Origin of the sequence: Brevibacillus sp. Leaf182 (assembly GCF_001423865.2) — a bacterium.
GTDB classification, from domain to species: Bacteria; Bacillota; Bacilli; order Brevibacillales; family Brevibacillaceae; genus Brevibacillus; species Brevibacillus brevis_C.
The window spans coordinates 80901-102867 of record NZ_LMPN02000014.1; the positions used below are offsets into that span (position 1 = coordinate 80901).

Below are 21967 nucleotides of genomic sequence, written 5' to 3' on the forward strand. Positions count from 1 at the left end.
ATTTATAAAATACATAATCATGTACAAATTTTGGAAGGATGATCACATGAAGATTTTGAACATTGGCAGTGAACGAACGACCTATCGGGTTGAGCTCTCGTATTCTCCTTTATTCGAAGCTGCCTTGGGAATCGCTGCCGCTACCTACGATCAATTGCATCACACGATGGAACACCCTCCTGCCTACTGGCGTCAACTGTTGGACGAGCTATCACCCTCTGTACAGCAAGAGGTCGACTATGCGAAGGAACACAACACATGGAAGACACTTTTGCAACTGCTCGATCTTTGCCCTTTCGCTGATCTGGATTCCTTTCTCTCGTACGTCAGAGAGCTCTCAACAGAACAGCTCCGATACGAGGCCCTCCCTTATCTAGGTGAAAATATGCAGGAAGCACGGCGAAAGGCTGCACAAGGAAACAAGGAGGAATGCGCCGCTTTACAGGAAGCTTGTCGTGCGCATCTCTTTTTTGAATCGTATATCGGACATATTACTTCCGTTGATGCAGAAGAGCTGCGGAGTCATATTCTCCGATTGATGGAAGGCTGGTATACCACGCATATCAAGCCGCGTGAGGAAGAGATCGTTCGTATGCTAGAACGGGATTGGTCGCAAAAGCAAAGCAAACTAGGAAAGCTCAACCCGGAAGCCTTGGTGGAGTATGCGACGGGATCGAGCTACCTCCCAGAACCTGCGGTGACACGCGTATTGCTGATTCCACAAGCGATTTATCGCCCGTGGACCGTACAGGCCGATGCTGTCGGGACGAAAATTTTTTATTACCCTGTTGCCGACGAAAATTTGCATGATGCTGTAGATCCTAATCAGCCACCACCTTCACTGGTGCAAGCCTTAAAAGCACTCGGAGATGAGCACAGACTGCGCATGGTCAAAATGCTGGCGGAAAAGGACCTGAGCCTGCAAGAGATAACAGATCAACTCTCCATGGCGAAATCGACAGTGCACCATCACCTGTCCATGCTGCGGTCTGCCCATCTCGTTGAAACAGCAGGCTCCCGTTACAGACTCCGCCGTCATACCCTGGACAAGCTTCCCCTGATGTGGGATGAATTCCTAGACAGGAGCACCCCATGAACCAAACCGCGGTCCAAGCCTCTGTCTGGCAGCAGCGTTCTTATCGTTGGATTCTTTTCGGTCAGCTCATTTCAGAACTCGGCGCCTCACTCGGTACCCTCGCCAATAGCTGGTTAATCTATCAGGCAACAGGCTCACAAGGTGCGGTCGGACAGATGTGGCTGCTGTATTTCTTGCCGTCGCTCGCTATTCAGTTGGTAGCCGGACCGTACATCGACCGATTCGACAAGAAGCGTGTCATGATTTTTTCTCAATGGATGCGAGCTGCTGCGTTTTGTTTGTCCTTTGCGGTCATTACTTCCGGGACAGAATCGCTCTGGCCACTGTATTTCACAGCCTTGATCAACGGTCTCGTTCAACCGCTGTATGTGCCAGCCAGCCAGTCGCTCCTCCCTGCTCTGGTCAAAAGAGAGCAGCTCCTCCAGGCCAATGCTTATTTGGATAGTGTCCTGCGAGTTGCCTTGATCACAGGTCCTCCTTTGGCTGGGATTCTCGTGGCGAGTATCGGCGGTGAGTCCGTACTCGCATTGGTCGCGATCAGCTATGCACTCAGTGGTCTCTTTCTGGTTCTTTGTCCAATCGCCCCAGCGGATACCGCCAACAAGAAGCAATCGTGGTTCGTTATGTTTAAGGCTGGTCTTGCGATTTTTTGGCAGAAGCCCCTTTTGCTCTGGCTTGGCCTGTACTCGGCTCTCGTCCAATTTGCTGTCGGAGTCACACTCGTACTAAACCTGCCTTTTATAGCCGGCGAGCTGCAAGGCACCTCGTTTCATGTAGGCTTGTTTTTGGCTGGTTATCCGTTGGGCTATTTCTTCGGCTCCTTGCTCGTGCCACGCTTACATAGCAGCCTTGGACAGCCCCTGATTATGTTGGGATCACTGGTATTAGGTGGCCTAAGCTTTGTTGCCCTAGGCTTTACCCATGACCTCTGGCTTGCAATCACCATCGAACTACTGGCTGGTCTGTTTGCCCCCTTTTTCCAGGTACATAGCACAAGCCTGTATCAGCTTCACGTTCCTTCCGAGCTAATGGGGCGTGTATTGTCTGTCCGACTGCTCATCGTGCGTGCGACGATGCCCGTCGGTATTTGGCTTGGTGGACAGTTGAGCGATCAGGTAGGGATTCGCCCCCTTTACATCTCTGTCGGTGCCCTCATCGTGCTCTCCGCGCTGACGGGAATATTATTTCGAAAATTTGTAACTAACAGGATATTCCATATATAATAAAAATCGTAAGACTCCTAAATTTTGAATGGGAAAAGGAGAATTTTCATGACTCATCCGACATTGGATAAGCTTCAGCATGCTATCAGCAGCGTCATCGTGGGCAAAGAAAGTCAGGTCCGCCTATTGGTAACGGCCTTGCTCGCCCGTGGTCACGTATTGCTGGAGGATTTGCCCGGAATGGGAAAAACCGTGCTTGCCAAAACATTGGCGCAAGCGATTGGCGGCTCTTACAACCGCCTTCAATTTACTGCGGATCTACTGCCATCTGATGTCGTCGGTCTACACGTATTCAATCAACGAACAAGTGAATTCGAACTACGCAAGGGACCTGTTTTTGCGGATGTCTTGCTCGCAGATGAAATAAACCGGGCCACTCCCAGGACTCAATCCGGTTTGCTGGAATGCATGGAGGAACGACAGGTTACCATCGAAGGCGTCACCTTGCCACTCCCATCGACGATGTTGGTCATTGCCACCCAAAATCCGATTGAATCGGAAGGAACCTATCCGCTGCCGGAAGCACAGTTGGACCGCTTTCTTTTCAAGCTGTCTCTTGGCTACGGTACGCGAGAGGATGCCAAAGAAATTTTGCGAAGATTCCGCAGCAGCTCCCCATTAGAGGCCGTCGATCCGGTCATCACCGTCGAGCAAATTGCGGCTCTGCAACGCGAGGTCACGACCGTTCATGTCAGTCAACCGGTGGAAGACTATGTCATCGATCTGACGGAAGCGACTCGCCAGCATCGCTCGGTTGAGGTGGGCATCAGTCCGCGCGCCATGCTCGCCCTGTTGCGATCGGCCCAGGCTTACGCGTTCGTTTCTGGTCGTACTTATGTCTTGCCGGATGATGTGAAAGTGGTGTTCCCAAGTCTGGCAGTTCACCGCATCCGCCTCTCCATGGAAGCAGAGCTGCATGTGACAGAGCAGGAAGTCGTGGAGCAAATCTTGACCAGCGTCCCCGCTCCCGTCGAAGAAAGCGTGTAGCGCTATGATCACCAAGCAAACCTTTCACATAATCGGTTTTGTCTTGCTACTCTTCGCGGTTTTTTCCGGTCACTGGTTTTTCTTTCTGTTTGGGGGCTTTTTCTTTTTTCTTCCCGCCGCTCAAGACTGGTGGGTCAAATCCATGTCCAAATGGGTGTCACTCGAATGGTCCAGTGATCAAACGCGCGTCCTGTCAGGGACACCCGTGCACGTTACAGTTCGTTTGCACAATCGTTCGTGGCTGCCTTTGCCTGCTACTTGGCTTCGATTCACACTGCCGGAGCATGTCTCGGTGGAAGGCGCAGACGAGGTACGAATCCTCAATCATCGGACCAGCGTTCGCCTGCGGTTTGATCTGCCGATGCGACAAAGTGCCACACGCACCTTAATTCTCATCCCGAACAAACGAGGCACAGTCTGGCTGACGGATGTTCAATCCGAGACATTGCCCTTATTGGGCGAGGAGCCTGCCGCTTTGACATTGTCGATTTCCTTTTCCTTGCTGGTCTATCCGCTGCCTCTTGCTCTTTCTCCCGTCGTGCTCGCTGAAACGGAACCGGACGGGAATCGGCTATCTCGTCAGCGCCAGCAGGACGATGTCACGTTTCAGCGTGGCGTTCGGTCGTACATGCCAGGCGACCGTTTCAAGCATATCCATTGGAAGGCGACCGCCAAAACAGGCTCACTGGAGACGCGTCTTTTCGAGTATACAGCCCATCCGAACTGGCGAATCGTCGGGCATATCCTGCCCTCCTATGAACCGATGATGCAAAAGTATAACGACACCTCCAATGAACGGACGATCTCGTGTCTTGCGGCTTTGGCTGGCCTGTGCAGGAGAAAATCGGTCGGATACGAGCTGTACCTCACTGTGAAACAACGAGGACGCGAACATTTTCATTTGCCTACAGGAAGTGGCAAGGCGCACCATCTGCACGTCATGACTCAACTGGCGCAAATCCATCATTTTGTGACAACGCCACTGGCGCCTGTTCTTCGCCGATTAGAGGGGGCACCTGGGAAGGAAGCCATTCTCATTGTGACACCACGAATGGACCCATCTGTACAAGCCTCGGCGGAGCGCCTTGTTCAACGCGGTCATCAGGTTGCGGTGCTGGATGTTTCTTCTGACCCTGTCACCATCCAGCGTTTTGAGCATGCTCGCTTGAAAAAAAGGAGCGTGATGATGGGATGACACTCTCCTTGATGGGGCGCTGGACGCTCGCATTTTGGCTTGAGGCCATGCTGACGGGCGTTTTCCTGATCTTGTTTGGGTATATGACAGCAGGCTTTAGTCAACTGCTCTGGTTTTGCCTAGTGGCAGCGATCCTGCTCATTGCGGGGAGCTGGCTGTACCATAGTGGCGGCGGTCGCTTTATGCTCCATCTGTTGCTGTACCCCCTTGTGTTTGTCATAGGAATGGGTAGCTTCTATCTCTACGATTCCTGGCTCATCGCGCTTATATTGGCTGCTGTTTATTTCTGGAGAGTACAAAGTGCTGCGTCGGAAGGGTATCGACATGACAGTCTGCAACGCAGATTTGTTCTGGCGCTGATGGCGGGTCTGATACAGCTCGTGTTAGCAGTGCTTTACACCTCCATCGTTGACCCGGGTTCCTATTCGCTCGCAGCCTCTTTTTCCATACTCGTCCTCATTACTCTCAGCTATATTTTTGTGGCGATTGTGGCGTTCGTGCTGCGGGAAGGATCACTTTCTACGAGGCTGCCTGCTCGCATTAGCTTGCTACTCGGCAGTCAAGTGCTGGGCACTCGTTTTCTTTTGATCGGGGGTTATTTGGCTGTCGGTTCTATCGTACTTAGTCTCATCTATTGGATATGGAGTTGGCTAAAAGGACCTGTCAGCGCTGGACTGTATACGCTCTTTGAGCCTGTGCTTATTTTCATTGTGGAATTGTTTGAACGGTTGTACGAGAGGGCAAACCAAAAACAGGCAAACATACAGGTTCTCATGGAAAGTGCGGGGCCAAGAGAAGATAATCCCGTGGTTCAGATACAGCTCGGAGAATCACTCTTTTCTGTTCTGCAGCCCTACTTAATCATTGCCTTCATCCTTGTCTGTGTGATCCTGCTCGGCCGATACATATGGAAAAAGCGCTTCAAGGGGACGATTACGCTGGAAAAAGAAGTGGCGGCTGCACAAAATACCGTATTGACCACTGTTCCTCCCTCTTCCAGTAAAGAAAGCGTAGAAGATGGCTCTGCTAAATGGTTCAAACAGCCCGTTGGCCCAGAGGATGATCCAACCAGGTACGCCTACTATCAATTCCTCGTCCTCATGGAGAAGCAAGGAATGCCAATCGAGCTGCATGAGACTCCCCAAGAGTTTTTCAATCGCCTGCGCGAACAGTCCTTGCTAGATGCAGCTCAGCTAGATGCAGTCGCTCGCATCACACGTTACTATCAGCAATATCGCTATCAGGAAAAGTCGCTTCCCGAAGCGGATTTGACAGCGATGCAGCAAGCTGTGCAGACGCTCGGCTCTCGTTTCTCTGAGATGTAATACCGCTCCACAACCACGTGCTACCCGTTAGCCGTGGTTGTTTTCTTTTTCTCTTGACATCGAGTTGCCCCTCCGGCATAATTTCTTCAATTTTGCCAACTCTCAAATTGAATTCACCAAATGGTTAATTAAACAAGAAAGGAGGATGCTCCGTGCAAGATTTGCCTGACTGGCTGCGTAAGCATCTTCATATCGCATACATACCCGGCTATGAGTTTTTCTTAAGTCTCCATGTACTTGCCAAGCCGGAGCATCACACCTCCCGCTTGCATTGGGCGGAGGAGTTGCTCACTGCTTTACCTGCACCGCTCTTGAAAAAGCTTCACTATTTTAGCTCCATGTCCAATCAGTTTCTCGATGCCATGGACTTCTTAGCACCTTGGGAGGAGTGCTTTGAGCATTCGGTTGAGGCCGCATTGGAGCGTGTACAGGCGATGGATGCAGGCGAGTTTGCCCAGCTCATGATCGGTCCCGTCTATCATCCCAGACAACTTCATGCTTGGATGCAAGGACGTACAGACGAGATTTTTGATGAGCTGAAACCGGAGCATCGGGAGCTTTTGCGCCATCCACTCTCGACCAAGCGCAGTTTTCTGGAGTTTTGCTACGACTACCTGCCTTTTTTCCAGACAGAAGAACGGCGGATTGAACCGTGGCTCGTCCGCGCCGTACATGAGGCACAAGAGCAGATCAAGCTTGATCCGATTCCGTTTTTGTCACAGGTACACCCGCGCTTGAAGGTGCACGAAGACTTCTTGCAATTTCATAAAGCAAAAACGTACACATTTGACTATTCGGAGCTAGCGCGTATCCATTTGCGTGTCTCTACTTTTGTTGCGCCGCATTTGTTGCTCGGCATTTACGACGACCATATCTCTGTGTGCTTATCCGTAGACGTTCCCGGCACCAAAGCCACCTCGGTGATTCCCGCTGACTTCATCAGCAAAATGAAGGTGTTCAGTGACCCGACGCGGACAGCCATTCTCAAATCGTTATTGGCTCATCCTTACTGCACGCAGCAGTTGGCTGACCTGCACAACATTAGTGAGCCTGCCGTCAACAAGCACTTGAATCTGTTGGTAGACACAGGCTTTATCTGGAGTGAACGACGGGGACGATATGTGTTTTACCGCGCCATTGCATCACGGCTGGAACAGCTCGCCGTCGATCTGCATGAGTTCATCGACATGCCTGTTCCCGGAGTTGCCTCTCCACCTGCTTCATTACATCTCCCAGAACGGAGGAAATAACGTGTTTCATGTCGCCAAAGCTACCTTTATCCGGAATACCCGCGTAATGATTCGTGCCTATCCGTGGTCGTTTGTCATCGGCCACATTTTTTCCGGGGTGTATACGGTGCTGTTCGCCTTCTTCGCCTATCACTATGTATTTGCCGGGCAGTTGGACGATAATTTCGCACATCTCACCGGCTCGTCCGATTACTTGTCGTACGCCATCCTCGGCGGAGCTTTTTACGCGTTTGCCGTCTCTACCTTGATGAATGTCAGCCGCTCACTCATTACAGAGCTGCGGGAAGGGACCTTGGAGGCCGTTTTGCTCACCCCTTCCTTGCGCAGGGGGTACTTTTTGGGGAATGTCGCCCAACAGCTCATGCGTACTTTGTTCGAATTTTCCGTGATTGTTCTTGTAGGGGCGTTGTTCGGACTCACGCTCTCGCACACGAACGTATGGAGCGCCGTCCTTGTCTGGATATTGTCTACAGGAGCGTTCTTTTGCCAGGCGCTCGTTTTGGGCAGTCTCATGCTTTGGTTCCGCGATACGTACATCACACAAAACACGCTGTTTGCTGTGATGGCCTTTGTCAGCGGGGTGACGTTTCCGATTCCGTATTTGCCTGAATGGGTGCAACCACTCGGTCTCATCATGCCGCTCGCACCTGCGCTGGATGCATTTCGGCAATGCGTGATTCAAGGAGCGCCGCTGCATGCTGTTTCCCCACAGCTTTTTCATATGGCAGCCTTGTCCTTCGTCTATCTCGTCATTGGGGTGTGGGGCATACGTCGGATGGAAAAACGCGTCATGGAATCGATTTTTGGATAACGAATGAGGAGGTCAACAATCATGCTGATTGCAGAAAATGTACGGAAGGTATACCGGGTGAAGGAGAAAAAAGGCTGGTTTCGCCAGCAATGGACAGAGGTCGAGGCAGTTGCTGATCTGTCCTTTCGCATGGTACCCGGAAAAATCATTGGATTGTTAGGCATTAATGGCGCAGGAAAAACAACCACAATCAAGATGTGCTCCACACTGCTCACCCCGACCAGCGGCACGATTACGGTAGACGGATATGACGCGGTTAAGGACGATCGGTTCGTCAAGGCCAAGGTCAACATGATCGCAGGGGGCGAGCGCATGCTGTACTGGCGGCTGACAGGGCGGGAAAACCTGCAATATTTCGGCAGTCTGTACGGTTTGCAAGGGCAGGCCTTGCGCCATCGGATCGATTCATTGCTCTTGCAGGTTGGCCTGTATGAGGCCGCCAACACTCCCGTCGAGCGTTATTCCAAGGGCATGAAGCAACGACTACAAATCGCCCGCGGCCTGATCAACGATCCGCGTTACCTGTTCCTGGATGAACCGACTCTCGGCTTGGACGCCCCCATCTCCCGGCAGCTTCGCAAGCATGTGAGTGAGCTCGCTTCTCAGCATGGAAAAGCCATTCTGTTGACCAGCCACTACATTCATGAGGTAGAAGAGCTTTGCGACGAGGTATACATCATCGATAAAGGAAGGCTCGTGGCGCATGATACACCGGAGCACCTGACCAAATCGCTCCACCTGGATACTGCCTTGCAGGTAGTGATCCCCTCACTTTCCGACTCGCTCGATTACGATCTGCGCCAGCTAGCTCAAGATTACGGCGGCTCGCGTGAAATCGCAGAAACAGACGAGCAAACCTGGGAAGTGACGTTACGAGGAAAAACGGATATGACGACTCCGCTGCTTTCCCTCTTGGCTGCTCATCAATCCCCTGTCTTGCGCCTCTCTACCCAACAGCCATCACTGGAGGATGTCATCCTGCACATGGCAGATCGGAGGGGGGCATGAAACAGCTAGGCAGTCTGCTTTTGGCCGAAATCATCAAGGAGCATCGCCATTCGTTTCACAGCAAAATGATCTACTTCTCGCTCTTGGTCTGGCCCATCATCAATTTCGTGACCGCGTATTATTCATTTGCCCCATTTCGGATGGGAGCTGATTCCCCACTTGCCCGGTTTATTAGCTACGAGCAGTTGCCGCTGTTCCTGTTGACTGGCTATTTAGGTTACATCTTTTATTGGTGCCTGGTGCAGTCATCCTGGCAAATGAGCTTTGAACGGCAAGCAGGAACCATGGAAATGATCTTCATCAGCCCGGTCAACCGGTTCGCTTTTCTGTATGGGCGCTCGCTTTCCTCGCTGATCGAAGGGGTCTGGCTGTTCTTTTGCTTTGTCCTGTTAGCCTTGTTTTTTGTCGATGGCATTCAATTGAGCGGCTGGTGGGCGCCTCCACTCGCCTTCCTCATTTTGCTGGTATCGGCCATCGTCTGGGGCGGCTTTCTCTGTGTGCTCTTTCTGTTTTCACGCGATTCGAGCTTTCTCTACACCGTGCTGGATGAACCGATGCTGATCTTTTCCGGTGTCCGTCTGCCCCCGATGGCCTTTCCAGTTTGGGCCAAGGTCATTTCCTTTTGCTTTCCCCTGACCTACGCCCTTCAGTTGATTCGCGAGCTGCTGATGGAGGGAGCGTCGTTGCAAACAATGCTGCCGAGTATGGGACTTCTCGCCGCTGTTCTGCTGGTGCTCGTGACAGCGACCGTCGTGCTGTTGAAGCAAGCGGAGAAGCATATGAAAAAGACCGGGAACATGGTGATGTATTAGTTAGACAAAGGAGAGTTACATATTACACGCCCTTTCCTGATTGGAAAAGGCGTTTTTTTATTCCTCTTACTCCACCGTCAACAACTTCTCCACAAATCCCCCGATTTCCCGTTCCCGATCAATAAAATGAACCTCCAAGATCCAATCGCGCGGCTGACCGTGCTGATCTGGTTCTCTCATTGGCTTGTGGTTGTCTGGGTGAATGTAGTTATCGATATCATCTCCTTGAATTTTTTCATGCGGGAATTCGCCGATGAGATGTCCTGCGTGTGGACCGCCGTACTCCCAACCATATGCTTTTCCGAGCTCGCACATGTAGGCAAACAGCTCGCTGCTCGTAATATCCGGCTTGGACAAAAAGTAAGTCTTGCCCACGTCCCACGCTTTTTCAATATCGTCGCGCAGCTTTTGTTTTACCGGATCATTTCCAAGCACATACGTCCGACCAAGATCAGCTTCCCAGTCCTCAAAAATGGGCCCGAAATCGAGAAAGACAATATCTTCAGGGGAGACAGTCAAATTCGGTGGGTTTTCTCTGTACGGATACAGCGTGTTTCTGCCCGCTCGCACAATTCGCTTATGCCAATATTTTTTGATCCCGAACAATTGAAAGGCCAGCTCGTAAATCTCCTTGTTGATCTCTTTTTCCGTCACACCGCTGCGAATGATTCCCTTCTCTTCGATGGTGGCAAATAAAAACTCTGCTTTGGTCTCTGCTTCGCGCAGTGCCTGATGTCTCTTCTCCAATAATGGATTCATCATTTGATGGCCTCCTTTTCCGTTTACGGAAGAGCTAACTCATACTTCTCTCCTAGCTCTCGCAATTTTGCGACAATGGATTGCTCCACTTGATCATCCATCGTAATTTTTTCCTTTGCCAGTGGAAGAAGCGGCTCATACTCGCCAATCAATACGGAATGATGCGCTTTTTCAAACAGCGGCAAATCATTCATGTCATTGCCAAAGCAAATGAACGGCTCCCCTGCCACATCGAAACGATTCAGGGCAGCCCATTTATTCACTCCCCGATACGTGAGGTCGAGAATGCCTTCTGCGGAATGATAATGCAGCGTAACGTCTAGTTCCTTGATTCTCGTCATCAATTCTTCGTGACGGTCACACGATAAAATCAGGATTTTCAGCACGGCATTCAGTTGATCCACGTCCACGCGGCTGGCTGTCCGATTGGGATCGATATTGCTCAAAAAAGGATGCGTCGACACACAATTATGTGCGTAATTCCACGAGTCATCGATGAAATACTGCGCGCGAAAATCCTCAAGAATGCTGATGATTTCTTGCGCCAGACGATCCGGGATCGGCACGCTGCCCTGCAAGCTCCCTTGGTAATGTGTAATCGCTCCATTCGCGCCAATGAGGAGATGGTTGGCAAACCGCTCATCGAGGACAGGCAGCATGTCACGGCACGGTCTTGCGGAGGCAAAACCTACGGCATGTCCCGCCTGTTCGAGTGCAAGCAGGCTATCCAAAATGTTTGTAGAGATCGGTTGACCCTTGAAGCAGATCGTCCCGTCCAGATCAAAAATAAATTTCATTTTTCCCACCCTTTCTAATCGCTGTCCCATCCATCGTAATGGATAGCCGTCCGAGGCCAAAGGGACAGATTGTTCAAGATGAGTGGGACAGAAAGCTGCTCTGTTACTCGAACCAGGCGCTGGCCAACGAGCCAATGCCCTCCTGAATATCTTCGGGGGTCAATGCTCCGTACCCTAGCAATACCGTCGGATGCTCCCGTGTATCATGCAGCCAGTATCGGGCAGTTCCGTAGACTTTTACGCCTTTTTGATAGGCACGCTCCATGAGTTCCGCTTCTGTACACTGACTTTTTACGGTCAAAAATACATGCAGCCCCGTATCCTTGCCTTCTATTTCCACACGTCCGTCCATGTAGCGAGCGACTGCCTGAAGAAACACCTCTCGCTTTTCCACGTAGTTTTTTCGCATGTGCTGCAAGTGTCTATGCCAATAGCCATCGGACAAATACGCCGCTAGCGTCAATTGGTCCAGGCGGGAAACAGGCTGATCGTATTCAGGTACCCGCTGGTGAAAACGCGATAACAGCTCGTAAGGAAGGACAACGTAGCTGACGTTTACGAGCGGCAGCAATGCTTTGGAAAGTCGCCCAATGTAAACAACTTTTTGGGGAGACAGACTCTGGATCGAAGGAATGTAGCTCTCTTGATATTTAAACTCCCATTCGTAATCATCCTCCACCAAATAAGAATGCGCGATAGATTGCGCCCATAGGGTCAATTGCTTTCTTTTCTCCAAAGGCATCGTCATTTTGTTGATGAATTGCTGGGAAGGACTCACGTACATGATGTTTGCCCCGCTTTGTCTCAGCTCTTCGATGGATACACCGTCTGTGTCCAAAGAAATACCGTGTACCCGGTAGCCACCGTTGAGAAACGTATTTCTCGCACCATCATAGCCCGGATTTTCTACGCCAATCACATGCTTCTCTCTGTCCAGAAGCTGGACGACAATCGACACCAACTGTTGCGGGGTGGCTCCAATAATGATCTGCTCCGGCGTAGCGAGGACTCCTCTCGTTTCATGCAGCAATTTCGAGAGTTCTTTTCGCAAGGCGTATTCGCCCTGTGCCAGCCCCTCCACCATATACGTTCGCTGATGGTTGGAAATGAGCTTGTTGCGCAGCTTATTCCACGGATGAAAGGGGAATACCCCCAGCTCGATGTTGCCGTAGCGAAAATCATAGCGAATCGGCGATATACGAGGGTCATCTCGTTCTGTTACATGCTGCCCGAAAGGAGGTTCTGCCTTGTACGTCACTTGATACCCTTTTTTCGGAATGCTAGTGACGTATCCTTCCGATACCAGTAGCTGATACGCAACTTCTACCGTGTTTTTGCTGACAGCAAGCGACTGGGCACAGCTTCTGATCGAGGGTAGAAACTCTTCATACGCGATTTGGTTACGCAATATTTCGTCTTTGATAAAATGATAGATTTGGATGAACAATGGCTCTCCCTCTGTAAAACGAATGGCAGCAAGTTCTCGCACCGAGCAGGAACCCCCTTCCTTTTTTGCTTTAGTCTATCACATAAAGTATTTAAGCCTGAATGAACAAAAGATCAGCTATCCGCCAGAAGGCTATGTCTTTTAGCCCTACCGAACTGAAAGTAGTAGAAGACGATAAGACACACGTGCATCAGGGCCATTATCAAATAAATATTGCTGTAAATAAAGCCGCTCATATAAGGATTCACCGGGTTCCAATTGGAAGTCGCGCCAAGATCGATCACCTTGCTGTATACCGCAGACGCGATCCCCATGGAAATGAAGCTCAGCATCGAAAAGATTCCCATGCCTACTCCCGCCTGCTCCTTCGTCAACGTCCTCGAGATCGAGTTCGCCATCGAGATTTGCATAAAAGACTGCCCTACATTGCCTAGGATCAAGAAAAGCGCAATGCCTATAACCGAGGCGCTTGTAAAAGTAGACAGCAAGCCAAAGCAGCCAATCAGTAAGCTAGACGCAACGAAATACAGAAAAACATTCCCCCGCCTGTCCGCGAGCCTTCCTCCCACACGGCCAAGCAATGCCGAAGCGATGGCCGCTGGAACCATCACAAAACCGATCCAGCTCGTCGATAGCTGCTGCACCTGAGCCAAGAGCAGCGGACTGAGATAATAAAGCGATATCCCCATTCCATTTATGAGAAATGCCATCAGAATCCCGATTGTATACTGCTTGTTGGCAAAAACCTTCGGCTGTACAAACGGATCAGCTACTGAACGAATACGTACGACGAACAGGAGCAAAGTAACCAAACTGCCCAATGCATACCACCACGATCCATTCGTTACTCCCAAAAGCAGTGACGTCACGCTGATCGCAAGTAAAAAGCCGCCCACCCAATCAAACTTCCCACCAGACGCGATCTCCACATCCTCCAAATATTTACGGTAGAACGGCAGCGTAAGCAAGATCAGGAGCGGTATGGAAAACAGCCAGCGCCAATGGGCAAAGCTGACGATTAACGCCGCGACCACAGGACCGAGTGCACCGCCAAGAGCCAATCCTACTGCCGTTCTTCCTAAAACAGAACCCCTGCGCTCCGGCGGGAAGTATCGCAAAGGAATGAGCATTGCAGTAGCCGGAATGACAGCCGCCCCTACTGCCTGCAAGCATCTCCCGAATAGAGCCATCGCAAAGGAATCGGAGACCAAACCGAAAAACGAACCAGCCGTAAACACCAAGAGTCCGAACGTCAGCAAATTCTTGAGCTTGTATCGATCCGCCAGCTTGCCATACGTCACGGTTCCAATCGCGTACAACAATCCATATGCGGTCGATAGCCAGCTCACCTGCGCTATGCTCAAACCAAACTCCTTGCTAATTTCGGGAAGTGCAATGTTAAACACCAAGGCACTCATGGAGGATATGACCAAGGTAAACATCAAGATTCGAATTAATATGTCCCTGTTTTGCTGCGTTTTTGTCGCTTCCATGCCGTATCTTCCCCTTCACTTTGATATTCACGCTTTGACTGTCAGTACTGACTGACATATGAGTGATAAAAAAACTAGGGAGTCAAACCCCTAGCGAAAACCTCTACACTCTCTTCGATAAATGCCTCCAGAGATACCCCTGAAAAATTGCTAGTGCCATCCAGATCGTTCAAAAACGCCCCGAAATTCATAACCATAAAGGCAGTCGCCTGTGCCTCCGGGTTCGTTTGGATCATCTTGCCCTTTTTGCCCATCTCTTTGAAGTAATCTGTAAAAAGTACCATCAACTGTCGCGGGTGCTTTTGGGTTCGCTCGCGGAAGCCGGGCAAATGGGCCTCATCCTTAATGCTAATCAAGATCATTTTCCGATTGCGGTTCATCATTTCGTGATACGTTCGGCTGATTAAAAGCAAATCCTCGCGCAAATTCCAGGTAAGCTTCTCCGCGAAAAGCTTTGTCAGTCCTTCCGTGTAATGAAAACGGTCAAAGGCGCTCTCCAGCAAATTCCGCTTGCTGCCGAAGTGACGAAACAACGTCTTCTCGCTCAATCCTGCTGCAGTGGCAATTTCTTGCGTGGTTACGCCGTTGTATCCTCTTTCCGCGATGAGATCGATTGCGGCTATCATCAGTTTTTCGCTGCTTGTAAGACTTTTGCTGCTGCTCATTGCTATCCTCATTCCCGGAAGTGATTGTCAGTACTGACTGACATTTATCTTAAATCTACTGCCATAAAGTGTCAAGGAGCTCAAAGTAAAAAAGGCTCTCCTCCGGCTCATGCAGCCGAAAGGAAAGCCCCTCGCTCTTTTACTCGATTAAAACGCTCTTGAATATTGCTTCGGTGGCTGCAATTCATCCGCCGACAGCTCATGAATCGCATGCAGTGCCCAATAAGGGTCACGCAGCATGCCGCGGCCAACTGCTACCAAATCCGTATCGCCATTGCCAATCGATGCTTCGGCCACTTTTGGATCATCGAGGTTGCCGACTGCAATGACAGGGACATCCAATGCCTGCTTAATCGCGCGTGCCAATGGTACTTGATAGCCAGGATGAACACCTGGACGGCCTGCTGAACCAATCGGTCCTTCCCCGCCGCTGGATATATGGAAAATATCCACGCCTGCTTCCTTGTAACGGCGGCACAGCTCCGTGCTGTAATCCAGCCCATACCCGCCATCCACGTACTCTACGGCAGAGACGCGCATGATCAGCGGCATATCCGCTGGCATAACCTCTTTGATCGCCTGAATAATTTCCACGCCAAACAGCGCTTTATCCCGCCCGTATTCATCGTCTCGCTGATTGGTCAAAGGGGAGTGGAACTGGTGAATCAGGTATCCGTGCGCACCGTGGATTTCAATGGTGTCAAACCCGGCTTCCACCGCACGTCTCGCAGAGTCCTGGAACTTGACGACCATTTGTTTGACTTCTTCTGTCGTCAACGCCCGTGGCGTTTTGTAGCGCGCCCCTGGGAAAGCAATTGCGGAGGCAGATACAGGCACTTCTGCGTCTTCCGCTTTGCGGCCCGCATGAGCAATCTGTATGCCAATTTTGGCCTCATACTTATGAACCTCGGAGACGATCCGTGCATACGCTGGAATCTGCTCGTCAGACCACAAGCCCAAATCGCCGTTGGAAATTCTGCCATCAGGTTCGACATCGGTCATTTCCACGATGATCAGACCTGTTCCGCCTACTGCACGAGAAACGTAATGAACAAAATGCCAGTCGGTTGGTGTTCCATCGTGTGCATCCACAGAGTACTGGCACATCGGCGGCATGACAATCCGATTTTTCAAGCTAAGTCCTTTAAACTGAAACGGGGTAGACAACAACGCCATTTGCTCCACTCCTTACTTTTTTTCATTATCATGCCAAAAGTAAGCTTCTTCTGCAATCCCAAGTTGCACTTTGTGAAAACGAGATAATACTTTGTCCGGCTGCTGTGGTGGGGAGGAAACAGGAGAAAACGCTCAGCTTCTTGTCCCACCCGCTGAGGGATTCACTGCCCGCCTCCATGCAAAAAGCGAAACCGCGTCCAAAGTAGTTCTTTCAGGATGTGTTTCAGAGGTGGACGCTTAAGTGCGTGTTTCGCTTTTTGCATTCCGTCTCGGTCGGTGTACCAAAGATCTTCGCTTATTTCTCCTGTTTCCTCTACGAGCTTTCCGTATTATCCGATTTTTAATTAATGAAGAACGCAAGCAGCTACGACAGAGAAGAATATTTCCAGACGTAGCGACTTGTGGAGTCCTACCGAGCGGAGAAGGGATTCGCGGGCAAAAGAAACGCAACGTGCCCGGGCTACGTAGCGGCTACCACTTTTGCGTTTCCCCGCGAATCCCTTCAGAGCGGACAGTCTCATCCCTCAGCGGGACGGAGCCTGGAGCCTAGACTGGAAATATTCTTCTCCCCACCGCAGCCACATTTATAAACACGAAAAAAAGCTATCCGCATAACGGATAGCTTTTTTTATTCGCGTCTTGATTATTCCGGCATCGTGCCAATGTAATTGGATTGCGGGCGAATAATGCGGTTTTTGCCAGCCTGCTCCAGAATGTGCGCACTCCAGCCGACCACACGGCTCACGGCAAATGTCGGTGTAAACAAATTGTCGTCCAAGCCCACTGCACGCATGACTGCTGCGGCAAAAAACTCTACGTTTGTATTCAGCTTGCGACCTGGTTTGTACTCTTCCAGCAACTGCAAGCCTACTTTTTCTACATGTGTCGCCAGATCGAACCATGGATCGTTGGACGACAGCTCGGATGCAACAACGCGCAGAGCAGTCGCACGCGGATCAATCGTTTTATAGACGCGGTGCCCGAAGCCCATCAAGCGTCCGCCGTTCTCCAGCTTGTTGCGCAGCCATGGCTCTGCATTTTCTTTCGTGCCGATAGCCTCGATCATCTCCGTCACTTCAGATGGTGCTCCACCGTGCAAAGGACCTTTCAGTGTTCCGATTGCCGCCGTAATGGAAGAAATCAGATCGGATTCGGTCGAGCTAACGACACGACCGGAGAATGTGGATGCATTCATGCCATGCTCCTGCGTCAAAATCAGGTACGCATCCAGTGCGCGAACATGCGCCGCTTTTGGCTTTTCGCCCTTGAGCATATACAGATAGTTCGCTGTATGATCCAGCTCCGGATTCGGTGCCAACGGCTCGCGGCCCTCCAAACAAGCGAAGCGATACGCAACGATTGTCGGCATCTTGGCAGCCAGCGAAATCACCTCATCGATGGTCGGCGGGAAGCCGTGCGAGGAACTGCCCAGCGCCGAAACACCTGTACGCAGTACACTCATCATATCTACATCTGCCGGGATCAGCTTCAAGATTCCCTTTACGTGCTCCGGCAGCTCACGGTTTGCTTTGAACTTATCTTTTAAATCAGTCAACTCCTGCTCGCTAGGCAAATGTCCGAACCAGAGCAGGTGTGCCACTTCCTCAAATGTGTGGTGAATAGCCAAATCACGCGCCCAGTGACCGCGGTACACCAGCAGTCCATTAATCCCATCCACCAAACTAAGGTCTGTTTCTGCTACGGCGATACCATCCAAGCCGATAGCCAAAGGATGTTGTTTTGTCATCATCACCACTCCATTTTCATCTCTTTTCTCTCCAGTATATCGATTCATAATCGCGAAGGGAAATAAAAGAAAAACGGGGTATTGATCACATTTTACAATCAGTTAGCAGGAGCTGGAACCATCTTCTTTTTACGTCCGTACGTCAGGAAGCGCCACAGCTTTTCCATCGGTCCTCGATTAAAACGTTTCAGCCACAGCCAGCTTACGAGTAATTGAAACGCATAGATCGGAAACGCGAGCAATAACCAAGAAGAGAGCGGCATGGCCGTAATACCGAACAAAGGAATCAGAATGGTCATGATGACTGTCTGACCCAAATAAGTCGTTAACCCCATTTGTCCCGTGTAAGCAAACGGCTGAAGAATTTTCCTTGCCAGCTCACGATCCAGCAACAGAAACAAGCTGGCGATAAAGCACAGCGCCATAGGCAGCGTACTCAGATCAACCAATATTTTATTCACCTGCTCAAGCTTTGGACCATAGACAACACCGCTTGCCCACACAATCCCTGCTGCGATCGGAAGACTGATTACAAGAGTAGTAGCAGCGATTCGTTTAAACAACGGCTTATGCTCACGAATTTGAGCAATCAACCCGCGCGACCCCGCATACAAACCAAACAGGAACATCACGAAGATCGGTATCAGTGTCGTCTGGAGTGATGCTACAAATGAATAGACTTCTTGACCATTGAGCGTCTGTACGAGTGCCACGCCTTGAGTAAGCATGTACACGCCTCCCAGGCTGGCTGCCCATGCTAGAATCGTAGAAGGCTTTCTTCGATAAAAAGGCATCAGTAAAAAGCCGAGAAGTGCGTACACCGCCAAAATATCGCCAAACCAAATAAAGATGTGAATCACACCAATGGCAAACATCGCGAACAACCGTCTGCTGAAGAGACGAAATACTTTTTGTCCACGTTGTTCAGCCCGTGACATGAAAATGTAAAATCCTAAGCCAAACAGAAACGAAAAGATCCCGAAAAATTTCGTCTGAATGAATAAATCATAGCTCAAGCGAATCCACGCATCGATCCCCGCCTCTATTGGCATAGGAACGTCTTCCGAATACATGATAAAGCTTGGCAAGTTCACCAGCAAAATCCCGAACAATGCCAATCCCCTTACAATATCAATAGAATAAATCCGATCCTTCTGTGCGATTGGTTCAGCCTGCATATTCGTCATTCCCTCCTGCTGTCTTCAAGCAGGGTCCAGTATAGGATACATATGCTGGTCAAAACTATCGATTCACCTTACATCTACCTTACAGGCTTGTTAGCTTTTATGTCCGTCCACCCGACTGAACAAGCGGCATCGGTGGATACAAGGACTGCAAGATATCGATAAAATGCTGCGCTGGCTCGCTAATCCCTGCTTTTGGTACCAGCAAATAAGAAGCGACCTTTGGCAAAACAAGACCAGGTGTGGGCAGTTCGATAAAGCGGTTTTCAAACAAATCCCGATCAACAGCCGTCCGAGGCAAAAAGGAAACGCCCAATCCATCCTCGATGAATCGCTTTGTAATGTCTACCTGCGAAACAGCCATCGTGCGCAAGGAAAGCCCCCTCTGACGCAAAAGCAACAGCACCTCATCCCAGTAGCCCGGATGATTGTGGGTCAACAAACGGTTCGTTTGCACCTCTTGCTCCCAATCAGGCAAGGGCGCCTCCATATCTCCGCCACTGTGAGGGACTGCAAAAACGACAGGATCTTCGTACAAAAGATAAGTAGACAACTGGAATTCTCCCGGCACCATCCGGGTTAAGCCCAGATCAGCCTGTCCATTTTGAACAAGCGGGCCAATTTCCACGGAGTCGACAATTTTAATGGAGATATCTACATCAGGATAGAGCTTGGTGTAACGGTGCAGCAAATGGGAAAAACGAGCACGGGCAATAATCGGCGAAACAGCCAACTGAAGCTTTTCCCGATAGCCCTGTCTCCAAGCCTGCAAGTCCTCCATACTGTTATGCCACTGTTGAAGGAGTCCTTTTGCATGTGGCAAGTAACGTTTGCCCGCAGCCGTTAACCGAACGCGTTTGCCAACCCGTTCAAACAGCTTGATCCCCAATTCCTTTTCCAATTGTCGTATATGCTGGCTGACGGTAGGCTGCGCAATGAACAACGCTTCTGCTGTCTGGTGAAAATTTTCTGTCGTGGCCGCCACCATAAACGTTTGCAGCACCCGAAAATCCACGTGATCTCCCCCCTGCTGTCGCTTTTTCTTTGTTCTATATGCATACAAAAGAAGGAAGAACGCAACTTTTGGGTCTTTCTTCCTCTTTTTTGAAGAATTTTACTGGAAGTCGTTCCCCTTTCTCCTCCTTATGGTACAATACAAAATCGAGTGCGCAAAATCCTTACGCACATTGGACTTACCAAAGAGAGAGAGCAAAAAGGGGAGAGAAAAGATGGAAACTGCAACAAACGTGAACCCACCGCGCAAAAGCAAGAAAAAAGTATGGCTGATCGCGGGGGCAGCGGCTGTCGTTGTGCTGGGTGGATTAGGAACCGCCTATGCCAAATTCGATTTGTTTAAGAGCGCAAAAACGATTTACCTGCAAGCGGAAGCGGAGAGCATGATGAAGTTTTCAAGCGACGTATCCAAAGCTTACGGGGAATACCAAGACTACATGAAGCCATATCTGGAAAAACCAGTTCACTCCACCACCGAGTTGAGTGAAATTGCCCTAGATGCAACGATCCCAGACCCGGAAGCGCAAAAAATTCTCGACATGCTGGGCAAAGCGAAGCTCGTGATGCAAAGCAACATCGATGAACAGAAAAATCAGCAATCAGGGAACCTGGAAGTTCACCTGCAAGATAAAAAGCTGGCTACCCTTGAGTACTTTATGAATGATTCTGTTATGGGCTTCAAACTCCCAGAGTTTTACTCTAAATACGCTTATATGGACTTGAAAGATCGCGATGCCCTCAAGGAAAAGCTGGGCGAGGAACTGCCGAAGCGCTTCGTAAGCTATAGCGATTTACATGAAGCGATCAATTTCAACCAAGATGAACTCAAAACAGTAATGACTCCGTATGCCATGCTGTACGCTGACAGCATCAAAGACAGCCAGGTAAGCATCAAAAAAGATGTTCCTTTCTCTGAAGAAGGACTCAAGGAAGATGCACGTGAGATCACTATTACTTTTAACAACGCAGAAGGCGCGGCTCTGACGAAGCAAATTGCAGAGAAGGCAAAAGCAGACCAAAAGCTGTTTGACCTGATCTACAGCCGCTACCACAATGTGGCTACGTTGATGCTCGACAGCGGCTACAAAGTAGACGAAATCAGCAAAGAAGAATTCAAGAAAAACTACGAGCAAGCCTTCGATGACATCATCAAGGATACAAATGATACAGACACCAAATCAACTGATCAATTGAAAATGGTCGTGCTCGTAAATAGCGATCATCAAATCTTGTCCCGCAAGCTCTTGTTCGATGAGAAAGAGAAAAAAGATCAATTGGTCTACAGCAGTGTTTCTTACGATAAAGGCGCAGAAACGTACTACCGTTACTCCCTGCACAACCTGTCTGATCAGCAAAGTGGCGAAATGTCCTTCACGTACAGAGCGACAGAAGAAAAAGACAAGACAAAGGGCAAGTTCAGCATCCTGGCAAAAGAGACCGACCAGCCAATTCTGGACCTCTCAACTACTTTCGAAACAACCAAGCAAGACAAGAAAAAAACCGGAAACTATGATTTTGCACTCGTAATGGCAGACGAATACTCCTCCAACCCTGTTGCTCTGACCGGTAATGTTACCGTGAACGAGACGAAGACGGACAATGGTGTAGATTCAGACGGAGCAGTAAAAGTAAACTTCTCGAATCCTACTCCAGATATGCCAAAAGGCTTTAGCTTCAAACTGAAGTCCAAAGCAGAATTCGGCAAAGCACTGGAAATTCCAGCTATGACTGCTGACAACTCCATCAATTTCGCTACAGTAACTGACCAACAAATGATGGAAGCGCAACAAGAAGTCATGCAAAACGCAGATAAATTCATGAATGAAAACGCTGAGCTCGTGCAACAGTTCATGATGCCTTAATTGTTTCGTGATAAGAAGAATCCGCTCATAATAGTTACTAGCAAGCTGGCATCGGTCCTAAACCGGTGTCAGCTTTTTTATTAAAATCACGATTCGTTCAAAATATTTCGATTACA

At 49.9% G+C, this 21967-nt stretch carries 19 protein-coding genes; 10 read left to right on the forward strand and 9 right to left on the reverse strand.

What is annotated here, in order from left to right:
- The first annotated feature begins 46 nt into the window (after positions 1 to 46).
- The 9 genes from ASG16_RS02470 (at position 47) to ASG16_RS02510 (ending at position 9707) form a co-directional block, all read left to right on the forward strand.
- A complete protein-coding gene (locus tag ASG16_RS02470) occupies positions 47 to 1096 on the forward strand; it encodes an ArsR/SmtB family transcription factor (protein WP_056488743.1) in 1050 nt (349 codons plus the stop codon).
- Positions 1093 to 2319, forward strand: a complete 1227-nt coding sequence (locus tag ASG16_RS02475; protein ID WP_056488742.1) for an MFS transporter — start codon at positions 1093 to 1095, stop codon at positions 2317 to 2319. The genes ASG16_RS02470 and ASG16_RS02475 overlap by 4 nt, the downstream gene beginning before the upstream one ends.
- Positions 2320 to 2367: 48 nt before the next feature.
- A complete protein-coding gene (locus ASG16_RS02480) occupies positions 2368 to 3306 on the forward strand; it encodes an AAA family ATPase (protein WP_056488740.1) in 939 nt (312 codons plus the stop codon).
- A 142-nt stretch (positions 3307 to 3448) separates the two neighbouring features.
- On the forward strand, positions 3449 to 4501 hold the full coding sequence (locus ASG16_RS02485; RefSeq protein ID WP_241970676.1) for a DUF58 domain-containing protein: 1053 nt from the start codon (positions 3449 to 3451) through the stop codon (positions 4499 to 4501).
- Positions 4498 to 5826, forward strand: a complete 1329-nt coding sequence (locus ASG16_RS02490) for a DUF4129 domain-containing protein (RefSeq protein WP_056488735.1) — start codon at positions 4498 to 4500, stop codon at positions 5824 to 5826. The genes ASG16_RS02485 and ASG16_RS02490 overlap by 4 nt, the downstream gene beginning before the upstream one ends.
- A gap of 152 nt (positions 5827 to 5978) precedes the next feature.
- Complete coding sequence (locus tag ASG16_RS02495; RefSeq protein WP_056488732.1) at positions 5979 to 7076, forward strand: ArsR/SmtB family transcription factor; 1098 nt, start codon at positions 5979 to 5981, stop codon at positions 7074 to 7076.
- 1 nt (position 7077) lies between these two features.
- Positions 7078 to 7887: an ABC transporter permease gene (locus ASG16_RS02500; protein ID WP_056488729.1), complete on the forward strand. Its 810-nt coding sequence runs from the start codon at positions 7078 to 7080 to the stop codon at positions 7885 to 7887.
- A 21-nt stretch (positions 7888 to 7908) separates the two neighbouring features.
- Positions 7909 to 8895 carry an ABC transporter ATP-binding protein gene (locus ASG16_RS02505; protein ID WP_056488726.1) on the forward strand — a complete coding sequence of 329 codons (987 nt, stop codon included), beginning with the start codon at positions 7909 to 7911 and terminating at the stop codon, positions 8893 to 8895.
- Positions 8892 to 9707: an ABC transporter permease gene (locus ASG16_RS02510; protein ID WP_056488725.1), complete on the forward strand. Its 816-nt coding sequence runs from the start codon at positions 8892 to 8894 to the stop codon at positions 9705 to 9707. Before ASG16_RS02505 ends, ASG16_RS02510 begins: the two co-directional genes overlap by 4 nt.
- A 66-nt stretch (positions 9708 to 9773) precedes the next feature.
- Here ASG16_RS02510 and ASG16_RS02515 read toward each other — a convergent pair whose 3' ends face one another.
- From ASG16_RS02515 to ASG16_RS02555, 9 genes are all read right to left on the reverse strand, one after another.
- Positions 9774 to 10469: a M24 family metallopeptidase gene (locus ASG16_RS02515; RefSeq protein ID WP_082517194.1), complete on the reverse strand. Its 696-nt coding sequence runs from the start codon at positions 10467 to 10469 to the stop codon at positions 9774 to 9776.
- Between the two features lie 20 nt (positions 10470 to 10489).
- Entirely contained in the window at positions 10490 to 11263 is a 774-nt protein-coding gene (locus ASG16_RS02520) for an HAD-IIB family hydrolase (RefSeq protein ID WP_056488724.1), read from the reverse strand.
- A gap of 103 nt (positions 11264 to 11366) precedes the next feature.
- Positions 11367 to 12752, reverse strand: a complete 1386-nt coding sequence (gene pdxR / locus ASG16_RS02525) for a MocR-like pyridoxine biosynthesis transcription factor PdxR (RefSeq protein ID WP_056488723.1) — start codon at positions 12750 to 12752, stop codon at positions 11367 to 11369.
- Between the two features lie 71 nt (positions 12753 to 12823).
- Complete coding sequence (locus ASG16_RS02530) at positions 12824 to 14203, reverse strand: MFS transporter (RefSeq protein WP_056488722.1); 1380 nt, start codon at positions 14201 to 14203, stop codon at positions 12824 to 12826.
- Between the two features lie 74 nt (positions 14204 to 14277).
- Positions 14278 to 14868, reverse strand: a complete 591-nt coding sequence (locus ASG16_RS02535) for a TetR/AcrR family transcriptional regulator (protein WP_241970677.1) — start codon at positions 14866 to 14868, stop codon at positions 14278 to 14280.
- A gap of 147 nt (positions 14869 to 15015) precedes the next feature.
- On the reverse strand, positions 15016 to 16044 hold the full coding sequence (locus ASG16_RS02540) for an NADH:flavin oxidoreductase/NADH oxidase (protein WP_056488720.1): 1029 nt from the start codon (positions 16042 to 16044) through the stop codon (positions 15016 to 15018).
- 643 nt (positions 16045 to 16687) lie between these two features.
- The gene (locus ASG16_RS02545) at positions 16688 to 17791 is read right to left on the reverse strand and encodes a citrate synthase/methylcitrate synthase (protein ID WP_056488718.1); all 1104 of its coding nucleotides are present in this window, start codon (positions 17789 to 17791) and stop codon (positions 16688 to 16690) included.
- Positions 17792 to 17889: 98 nt separating this feature from the next.
- Positions 17890 to 18978 carry a DUF418 domain-containing protein gene (locus ASG16_RS02550; RefSeq protein ID WP_241970678.1) on the reverse strand — a complete coding sequence of 363 codons (1089 nt, stop codon included), beginning with the start codon at positions 18976 to 18978 and terminating at the stop codon, positions 17890 to 17892.
- A gap of 97 nt (positions 18979 to 19075) precedes the next feature.
- Positions 19076 to 19990 (reverse strand): LysR family transcriptional regulator, encoded by a 915-nt coding sequence (locus ASG16_RS02555; RefSeq protein ID WP_048036164.1) that lies wholly within the window; start codon positions 19988 to 19990, stop codon positions 19076 to 19078.
- 214 nt (positions 19991 to 20204) lie between these two features.
- Here ASG16_RS02555 and ASG16_RS02560 point away from each other — a divergent pair, with 214 nt between their 5' ends.
- Positions 20205 to 21851, forward strand: coding sequence for a DUF6583 family protein (locus ASG16_RS02560; protein WP_056488712.1), 1647 nt, complete (start codon positions 20205 to 20207; stop codon positions 21849 to 21851).
- Positions 21852 to 21967 lie beyond the last annotated feature (116 nt).

What these genes read in the sequence shown, in the direction of transcription:
- ASG16_RS02530 (WP_056488722.1), bottom strand. Translation starts at nt 14,203, where the DNA reads ATGGAAGCGACAAAAACGCAGCAAAACAGGGACATATTAATTCGAATC.
- ASG16_RS02560 (WP_056488712.1), top strand. Translation starts at nt 20,205, where the DNA reads ATGGAAACTGCAACAAACGTGAACCCACCGCGCAAAAGCAAGAAAAAA.
- ASG16_RS02470 (WP_056488743.1), top strand. Translation starts at nt 47, where the DNA reads ATGAAGATTTTGAACATTGGCAGTGAACGAACGACCTATCGGGTTGAG.
- ASG16_RS02550 (WP_241970678.1), bottom strand. Translation starts at nt 18,978, where the DNA reads ATGACGAATATGCAGGCTGAACCAATCGCACAGAAGGATCGGATTTAT.
- ASG16_RS02545 (WP_056488718.1), bottom strand. Translation starts at nt 17,791, where the DNA reads ATGACAAAACAACATCCTTTGGCTATCGGCTTGGATGGTATCGCCGTA.
- ASG16_RS02520 (WP_056488724.1), bottom strand. Translation starts at nt 11,263, where the DNA reads ATGAAATTTATTTTTGATCTGGACGGGACGATCTGCTTCAAGGGTCAA.
- ASG16_RS02535 (WP_241970677.1), bottom strand. Translation starts at nt 14,868, where the DNA reads ATGAGCAGCAGCAAAAGTCTTACAAGCAGCGAAAAACTGATGATAGCC.
- ASG16_RS02515 (WP_082517194.1), bottom strand. Translation starts at nt 10,469, where the DNA reads ATGATGAATCCATTATTGGAGAAGAGACATCAGGCACTGCGCGAAGCA.
- ASG16_RS02480 (WP_056488740.1), top strand. Translation starts at nt 2,368, where the DNA reads ATGACTCATCCGACATTGGATAAGCTTCAGCATGCTATCAGCAGCGTC.
- ASG16_RS02540 (WP_056488720.1), bottom strand. Translation starts at nt 16,044, where the DNA reads ATGGCGTTGTTGTCTACCCCGTTTCAGTTTAAAGGACTTAGCTTGAAA.
- ASG16_RS02490 (WP_056488735.1), top strand. Translation starts at nt 4,498, where the DNA reads ATGACACTCTCCTTGATGGGGCGCTGGACGCTCGCATTTTGGCTTGAG.
- ASG16_RS02485 (WP_241970676.1), top strand. Translation starts at nt 3,449, where the DNA reads ATGTCCAAATGGGTGTCACTCGAATGGTCCAGTGATCAAACGCGCGTC.
- ASG16_RS02510 (WP_056488725.1), top strand. Translation starts at nt 8,892, where the DNA reads ATGAAACAGCTAGGCAGTCTGCTTTTGGCCGAAATCATCAAGGAGCAT.
- ASG16_RS02475 (WP_056488742.1), top strand. Translation starts at nt 1,093, where the DNA reads ATGAACCAAACCGCGGTCCAAGCCTCTGTCTGGCAGCAGCGTTCTTAT.
- ASG16_RS02505 (WP_056488726.1), top strand. Translation starts at nt 7,909, where the DNA reads ATGCTGATTGCAGAAAATGTACGGAAGGTATACCGGGTGAAGGAGAAA.